Annotated in this window: 6 protein-coding genes; 2 read left to right on the plus strand and 4 right to left on the minus strand. The window is 67.4% G+C overall.

The window, feature by feature from the left end; genetic code table 11:
- From J5F18_RS10415 to J5F18_RS10430, 4 genes are all read right to left on the minus strand, one after another.
- Positions 1–1075, minus strand: a 1075-nt coding sequence (locus J5F18_RS10415; protein WP_346298585.1) for a TRAP transporter large permease subunit, incomplete at its 3' end; no start/stop codon positions are given.
- Complete coding sequence (locus J5F18_RS10420) at positions 1072–1668, minus strand: TRAP transporter small permease subunit (protein ID WP_346298586.1); 597 nt, start codon at positions 1666–1668, stop codon at positions 1072–1074. The genes J5F18_RS10415 and J5F18_RS10420, both read right to left, overlap by 4 nt.
- A 15-nt stretch (positions 1669–1683) precedes the next feature.
- A complete protein-coding gene (locus tag J5F18_RS10425) occupies positions 1684–2721 on the minus strand; it encodes a TRAP transporter substrate-binding protein (protein ID WP_346298587.1) in 1038 nt (345 codons plus the stop codon).
- Between the two features lie 270 nt (positions 2722–2991).
- Complete coding sequence (locus J5F18_RS10430) at positions 2992–3840, minus strand: MurR/RpiR family transcriptional regulator (RefSeq protein ID WP_346298588.1); 849 nt, start codon at positions 3838–3840, stop codon at positions 2992–2994.
- 387 nt (positions 3841–4227) lie between these two features.
- On the opposite strand from J5F18_RS10430, the gene J5F18_RS10435 reads away from it, so the two are divergent.
- Both J5F18_RS10435 and J5F18_RS10440 read left to right on the plus strand, forming a co-directional pair.
- Positions 4228–6015, plus strand: coding sequence for a tyrosinase family protein (locus J5F18_RS10435; RefSeq protein WP_346298589.1), 1788 nt, complete (start codon positions 4228–4230; stop codon positions 6013–6015).
- A gap of 96 nt (positions 6016–6111) precedes the next feature.
- Positions 6112–7872 (plus strand): hypothetical protein, encoded by a 1761-nt coding sequence (locus tag J5F18_RS10440; RefSeq protein ID WP_346298590.1) that lies wholly within the window; start codon positions 6112–6114, stop codon positions 7870–7872.
- Positions 7873–7979: the final 107 nt, after the last annotated feature.

Genomic DNA, 7979 nt, shown 5'->3' on the forward strand with positions numbered 1-7979 from the left:
GGTCCACGCCCACGGCCATCACCATCGGCACCGTGATCGGTACCGTCAGCACCAGCATCGACATGGCGTCCATGAAGGTGCCGAGCACCACGTAGAAGAGCAGCAGCACCAGCAGCAGGCCCACCTGGGTCAGGCCGAAGCTGGCCACCCACTGGGTCAGCGCCTGGGTCACGCCCAGCATGGAGAGGGTCACGTTAAGCAGCAGGGCGCACATCAGCACGATGATCACCATGCCGGTGGTCTTGGCGGCGTGCAGCGAGCAGTGGATCAGCAGGTCGAGGCTCAGCTTGCCGCCGCCCACGATGAAGGCCAGGGCGATCATCACCCCGATGGCGGCGGACTCGGTGGGTGTGGCGATCCCGCCGTAGATGCTGCCCATCACCACCCCGAAGATGACGAAGGGCGGCACCAGGTGGCGCGACATGGCCAGCTTCTCGCGCAGCGGCAGGTTGACCTCCACCATGGCCGCGCTGCCCGCCTTGCCGTGGGCGATGAACAGGTAGACGGAGAAGAGCAGGGCCAGGGTGAGGCCCGGGATCAGCCCGGCGGCGAAGAGCTGGCTGACCGAGGTGTTGGCCAGCTGGCCGTAGACCAGCAGGTTGATGCTGGGGGGAATCAGGATGCCCAGGGTGCCGCCGGCGGCCAGCGAGCCGAGGGCGGGGCGCACCGGGTAGCGGTACTTCTGCAGCGCCGGCAGCGAGATGGTGCCCACGGTGGCGGCGGTGGCCACCGAGGAGCCCGAGGTGGCCGAGAAGAGCGTGCAGGTGGCGATGTTGGTGTGGAGCAGCCCGCCCGGCAGGCGGTTGAACCACACCGAGAGCGCGGCGTACATGCGGTCGGCGATGCCGCCGCGCAGCAGCAGCTCGCCGAGCAGCATGAACAGCGGGATCGCCAGCATGGAGGGGCTGTTGAGGCTGCTCCAGACCACGCCGCCCATCATGTCCACCAGGGGGAAGCCGTGCATCAGGTAGCCGCCGATCACCCCGACGAAGAGGATGGCCACGGCCACCGGGATGCTCAGCAGCATCAGGCCGAGCATGATGATGAACGCCGAGGCGATCAGGGGAATGCTCATGACTGGCCTCCTTCGTGATGCGGTTCGCCGAGCTGCTGTTCGCGCTGCTTCAGGTCCTCGAGCTCCGCGTCCAGCTCGTCCTGGGCCGAGCTGGGGCCGAAGCGGCGGTTGAGCGCCTTCCAGTCGCCCCGCAGCAGCAGCCCCATGGCCTGCACGGTCAGCACCGCGGCGGCCAGGGTGAAGGCGCTTATGGCCACCAGCCACACGGTCTGGGGGTAGATCAGCGGCGTGGCCCGGGGCGTCTGGGCAATGGAGCCGTAGAGCCGGGTGTCCTGGACGGTCTGGATGGTGAAGTAGAGCAGGAAGGCCGCCAGCAGCCCCAGGGTGAGGGCGGCCAGGGCGTTGAGCACCGCCTGCACCCGGAAGGGCAGGCGCATGTGCACCAGGTTGATACGGATATGGGACTGCTCGACCATGGCCACGCAGAAGGCCAGCGGGGCGGCGATGGCGATGGCGTAGCCACCCAGCTCATCGACCCCGCCGAGCGACATCGAGAACGCCTTGCGGATCACGGTCTCCACCGTGATCAGCAGGGCCAGCAGCAGCATCATGGCGCCGAACAGCATGCCGAGAATGCGAGCGTAGATCGTCATCGTCGCCTCCCGGCCTTAGAGGCCCAGTTTCTGGCCGACGGTATCGCGCCACACGGCTTCGCAGTCCGCGGCGGCGGCGTTGCACTGGCGCGCCCAGATCGGCAGGGAAACCTCTTCCACCGCGGCGGCCACCTTGGCCAGGTCCTCATCGGTCACCGGCACTTCGGTCAGGGAGTAGGCGTTGCCGTACTCGCAGGGCGTCTCGCCCGCGTTGCAGCGCATGGCGTCTTCGTAGAGCTCCTCGGAGTAGGCCCAGATCTCGTTGCTCAGCTCGGCGATGGCCGCTTCCAGCTGGCTCTGCTGCGCTTCGGTCAGGCTGTTCCAGGTATCCAGGTTGATCGCGTAGCCGTTGATGGCCAGCTGCAGGGCGATGGGCAGCACCGTGGTGGTGGCCTCCGGCCAGCCGCCGGAGTTGGCCGAGGCGGGCCCGGTGATGGCGCAGTCGATCACGCCGCGGGAGAGTGCCTGCTGGACGTCGCCGAAGGGCATCGAGATGCCGGTGGCGCCCAGCTGACCGACGAAGTTGGCGGCGCTCTGGTCGCCCACGCGCACGCGCTTGCCGCGCAGGTCATCCAGGCCGCCGATATCGCCGCGGCAGAAGATCACCTGGGGGCCGGCGGGCCAGGTGCCCAGCAGCTTGGCGTTGAAGCGCTCCTGCAGGCGGTTGTCCACGTAGTCGTAGAAGGCGGCGACGTGCTCGCGCCCGGCCTCGAAGCTGGTGTTGAGCCCGATCAGGTCCAGCCCGAGGATCGAGGGCTCGTCGCGGCTCACCTGGGGACCGCGCAGCGAGACGATGTCGAAGAGCCCGGAGCGCAGCACGCGCAGGCCGTCGGTGTCGGGAACGCCTGCCACGTCCACCGGCAGATACTGCACGCTGATATCCAGGCCGGTGTGCTCGGCCAGGTTGGTAAAGAAGGGCTGCTCCTTCTGCTGGGCTATCAGCCCCGAGCCGGCGGGCTGGCCCAGCACCTGGATCGACAGCGAGCTGGCGTGAGCGGCGGAGGCCATCAGGGCGGCGGAGACGGCGGTTACCAGAGCGATACGTTTCAGCATGATCGTGATCCTGTCTTTGGCGGCACCTCGGGCGGTCGTGCGGCCCCGCTAGGTACCAGGTGGCGGTATCGGCCCACCGCTTTCGTGTGCGGCGGCAGTCACCTTGAAGTGATCCAAGTTTCATGCCATATATTTCATGAAATCTCAGTTTCATATAGAAAACAGGGAATTACTCCAGAATTGCCTGGCCGTCGCCCGTGCGGCTGCTTCGTTTTGTGCCCGGAAAGTGTGCAGATTGGTAGCGCCGTGCGCCAGGATGGTGCCGTCTTCCTACAGCTCTTCGAACTTATCGTTCAGCGTCTCGATGCGGCGCAGGCGGCGGCGCGAGGCGTCGCCCGCCAGCTCGATGGTACGCATGGCCAGCAGGTGGCAGAGCGCCATGACGGCGGTGTGGTTGAAGAGGGGACCCGCCGCCAGGGTGCAGCAGCGAAAGTGCCAAGTGACGCTGGGGTCAAGGGCGAGCCCCTCGTCGGTGATGTAGAGCACCCGGGCGCCGCTCTCGCGGGCCTCGGCGAGCACCTGCTCGGTGATCGCCACCCGGCGACGCAGGCCGACCACGATCACGCAGTCTTCCTGGCACAGGCTGACCAGATGCTCGCCCAGGGTTTCGCCGCCGCCGGGCAGGCTGACCACCTGCTCCACCACCTGAGTGAGCTGCCAACGCAGGTAGTCGGCGAAGGGGTGGCTGGCGCGAAAACCGATGACCCAGGTCTTGCGCGCCTCGAGAATGGCTTGGGCGACCTCGTCTATCTGCGCCTGGGTGATCGCCGAGAAGGTGCGCTCCAGGTTGTCCTTGCCCTGATCGAGGTTGAGCGCCAGGGAGCGCTCGCTCGGTTCGAGGGCGGCGCTCTGCAGGAAGAGTCGCGAGCCGGTGGCCTGCTCCTCCCGGGCATGCTTGCGCGCCGCCTCGTAGCTCTCGTAGCCGAGCCGGCGCACGAAGCGCGATACCGTCGCCTTGGAGACGCCGGCAAACTTCGCCAGCTCCTGGGCGTCGTAGCTGGCGATTTCACCGGGGAAATCACATACGAACTCGCCCAGCCGGCGCTCGGCCGGGTGAAGCGCGGGCAGCGCGCTGCGCACCCGGGCGAGAAAAGAGCCTGACTGCGAGGATCTGGCCATGCCGGCTCCTGAAACTGTGGTTTCAGACATCATGTCCGGTGACGATCGGTGTCGCAACCGCTGACAGCCTGCCAGCCATAAAACCCCGGTATGTGCGATGGCCGGAGTTAAAGGACAGCAGTCGGTTGAGGGTTGCGAGGGCTCAAAGGTTGCTTCGGGCCTCGCCGACGATGCCGGGGCGCGCGGAGGCTCTACCCCCCGGGGAGTGAGGATTCTGCTCGGTGCAGGCTGACCCTTCTGTCACCAGATAGGAAAAATGGCTCAGGTGGAGTGCGGCGACTATGGTCAAGAAGTACTAGGTTGCAAGAAGTACCAGGTTGCTAGAAGTTTTTCCGGACATGTCGGCTGGACGATCACGGCGCGTCAGGGAGATCAGGGAGAGAGACGATGTCTGCGACGACGGATCACCCCACCTGGGATGACCAGATAGCGGCGCTATTTACCACGCCCTACTGGTTGCCCGAAGCGGAACGCACCTCCATCGCCACTCAATGGCAGGGCTGCATGAGTGGCTACGGGATACGACTGAACGATCCTGCCAGCGTGGCGACATGGAGCGTCACCATCTTCAATCATCTGGCCTCGCGCAGCATGCCGTTGACCGCCGACTCGCGCCAGTATTGGCCGGAGCCGGCACTGCGTCTGCTGGCGGCCTGGATCAATGACGGCTGCCGCCGCTCGTCCCGCGATCCCATCGACTACCAGGAGCGCATTCCGCCCTGGGAGCCGCAGCCGGTCTCGCTGCGCGTCCGCCGCGACATCGAGACGCTCTCCCGGGATGAACTCGACCGTTATCGGATGGCGCTCGACGACATCCTGCAGGTCGCGAACCCCGCGACGGATGCCCCCTGGCAACGGCTCGCCTACCTGCATACCAACTGGTGCCTGCACTATCAGGAGGCCTTCGCCTTCTGGCACCGTGCCTACCTGATGTGGTTCGAGCGCCAGATCGGCATGTCGGTGCCGTACTGGAACTTCATGGCCGCCGGCACCAGCGTCGACGGGGATCCCGCGGCGGGCATCCCCCAGGCCTTCAAGGACCAGACCTATGTCCGCCCCGACAGCGGGGAGGAACGGCCCAATCCGCTGCGCTATGCCGCGGCCCGGGACGGGCGCAGCAAGGCCTGTCAGGGGCAGGGGACGGCACGGCCCGGAGAGGCGGATGACTGCACCTGGGTGCAGCGCGATCCGCTGCTCTACACCTCCGGCGACGCGCACCGCGAGGCGCGCATCGGGAAACTCAAGATGGTGCGGCTCTACCAGCAGCAGGTCCTGGATGCCCTCGCGTTCGATGCCTTCAGCCATCCCCAGGGCTGGCCCGGCTATCCCTGGGCGAACATTCCCTCCTTCGATCCGCCGCCACCGGACTCCGACTACCCCTATCGCAACTGCAACTTCGACGGCCTCTACGAGCAGCCCCACGACAACTTCCATGGCTGGCTGGGACCGGACATGGCCGACAACGCCTATACCGCCTTCGATCCCATCTTCTGGTCCTACCACGCCAATATCGACCGCCTGCTCGAGACCTGGCTGCGTGCCCATCCGGCGGCCATCTACACCGCGGGCTATCCCCTGCAGCCCTTCATCGGCGCCGGGGTCGATGCGCTCTCGCTGACCGACCCGCGCCCCTGGCGCTACACCGCCATCGGCGACCTGGCCCGTGACTCGCGCCGCCTCGGCTATGACTACGGGCCGCCGCGCTTTCCCGATGTCGCCGGCGAGACGGTCCGTGCCGTGGTGGCCGCCTCCGGCGAGGCCCGGGCCCTCTACGTGCTCTTCGAGGGGGTGCGCTGCACCCAGGAGAGCTACCAGATCGATGTCTTCCTCGACCGCCCCGATGCCGTGCCGGCCGATGCCGACCCCGACAACCCCCACTATGTCGGCCGCCTGAGCCGCATCGGCATGGGCGTGCGCGACGACAAGGGGCGCTGCGTCAGGCGCGGCGTGACTCGGGTTCTGAATGCCACGGCGGCCGCCCGCCGCCTCGGGCTGAAGCCGCAGGATCCGGTAACGGTCGACCTGGTGGTTACCGAACTGCCCTCCGGGGCGGTGGTGCCGTCCGAAACCTACCGGGCGCTGCCGGGGTTCAACCCCGAGGCGCGCTGGGGCGCGCCCTGGCCATCCTCCGCAGACACTCGATCGACAGGATCTGGGTGCCCGGCCTGCCATTGAGGTCGGAACCCCGGTTGGGAGCCGCTCGATCACTCATCCCCGGCGGCTCTTCTCTCATCGCTAGCACTCGCATCGCCGCGAGCAAGGACGACCGACATGAGCCAGTACGTTTTCAGTACCCCAGCCGGTCAGGGGCCCAAGGATTTCGCCGCTATCGGACGCGAAGGCGACCTGCCGGCCTTTCTGGCCGCCTGGGATGCCCATGTGACCGGTTGGTCACGCATGGGGCGCATCGGCAATCCCTGGTCCAGCCAATACGATGCCCCCCGCGACTGGTATTTCGACCCGACGGAGACCGGCTGGCCCCAGGGCCAGGCGCTCGGCATCGACTGGACACCCTTCCCCAACCGCCTGACGACCTTCTTCGAGAACGATCAGGTGGTGAAGGGTGGGCAACTGAACCAGGCGCTCAGCGACGATCAACTGCTCGAGCTGGCCGATCACGGGCGCATCACCCTGGACGGCAAGACCTGGCGGCTCTGGGATCCCGAGCCCAAGGCCTCCGATCTGCTCAAGATCCCGGCCACCAAGTGCCCCGAGATCGACTGGCAGGGGGCCTGGAGCCCCTTCTCGCCGCCGGGACCCCGTGGCTGGCTGGATGAGTACTGTGAATGGGCGATCACCTACGACGATGATCAGACCCTGCGTTCGGTGTTGTTCACCTGCGAGAACCCGGCCTACTGGCTGAGCCTGTGGCGCCTCGATCCCACGATCGTCCTGGCGCTCTATCGACGCTACATCGATCCGGCAGTGGCGCTGGAGGATCTCTATCTGCGCTATACCGCGGATACGCCTACCGGCAAGCAGGGCGACCCCGTCGTCGATCCCACCACCGGTCATCCCGCCTACGACCCGACCAACAAGTGGAACCGCGGCACCCTACGTATCCCCGGGCAGCAGGGCGGTGCCATGCACCTGACCAGCCCGCCCAATACCCTGAGCGCGGAGATCTACCTGGCGGCGGCGTCCACCATCCTGCGCCAGTCCGCGACGCCCACCGATCCCCAGGCCTTGATCTGCTGCAGTCGCTACGGCCAGAACTTCCGTAACAGCGACCCCCATATCGGTGCCCAGGGCAATGCGGTGGTGGGGGGGCAGAAGCAGCGCATCTCGCTGGCCGACCCGGTCGGGCTCTATATCCAGACGCCTAACTGGGAGCTGTTCGAGACCCCCGACGGCACCCCGGCCTCGGCCTTCTGGACGGTGACCCGCGGCAGCACGGGCCAGGGCAACAGCGCCCAGGACAAGGACTCGATCCTCCAGGCCGTCTTCGAGGTCCCGAAGGAGAAGGGCTACGGCATCAACGACATCAAGATCAACGGTCAACCGATCCGCTATGCCGGCCAGATCGCCCGCACCTTCAAGATCGCCCTGCGGGTCTGCACCCTGGCCCCCGACGCCACCACGCCACCCAACCGGCCCCAGCCCTGCGTCGTGCCCCAGGCCGAGGCGCGGCTGCAGCCCTGGCCGGTACAGCTGGTGCCCGAGACGCTGTTCTACGGCCTGAGCTCCTCCGACCTGCCGGCGCTGTTGCAGGCCGGCACCTCCCACCGCTTCATGCTGGTGGTCCAGGGGGCGAGCCAGGACACCCGCGCCGACAACGCGCGGATCCAGTTCGACCGCGCGGGCGTCGAGGCGCGGGTCGTCGAGTACCTGCCCGATGCCAGTGCCATTCCCGGCCAGACCGATGGCGGCGGCACCCAGGGGTATCTGCTGGAGATCCGGGTCGACGCCGGGGCCACGCCGGGACCCATCGGGATCCGGGCGCTGAACCCCTGGGAGGATGCGTCGGTGTCGGCCGCCGATCACCCCTACGAGGTCGGCCTGGGCCTGGTCGTCGCGGCGTCCGGCCGCTAGGGGAGGCAGCCATGAAGACCTTCGATCCTTCGATCCGCACCGGCTGGCGACTGGCCGGCGCCCTGGCCATCTGGGCGGTGGCCGGGGCGCCGGCCCCGGCCACCGCC

Source organism: Halomonas sp. BM-2019, assembly GCF_017584085.1.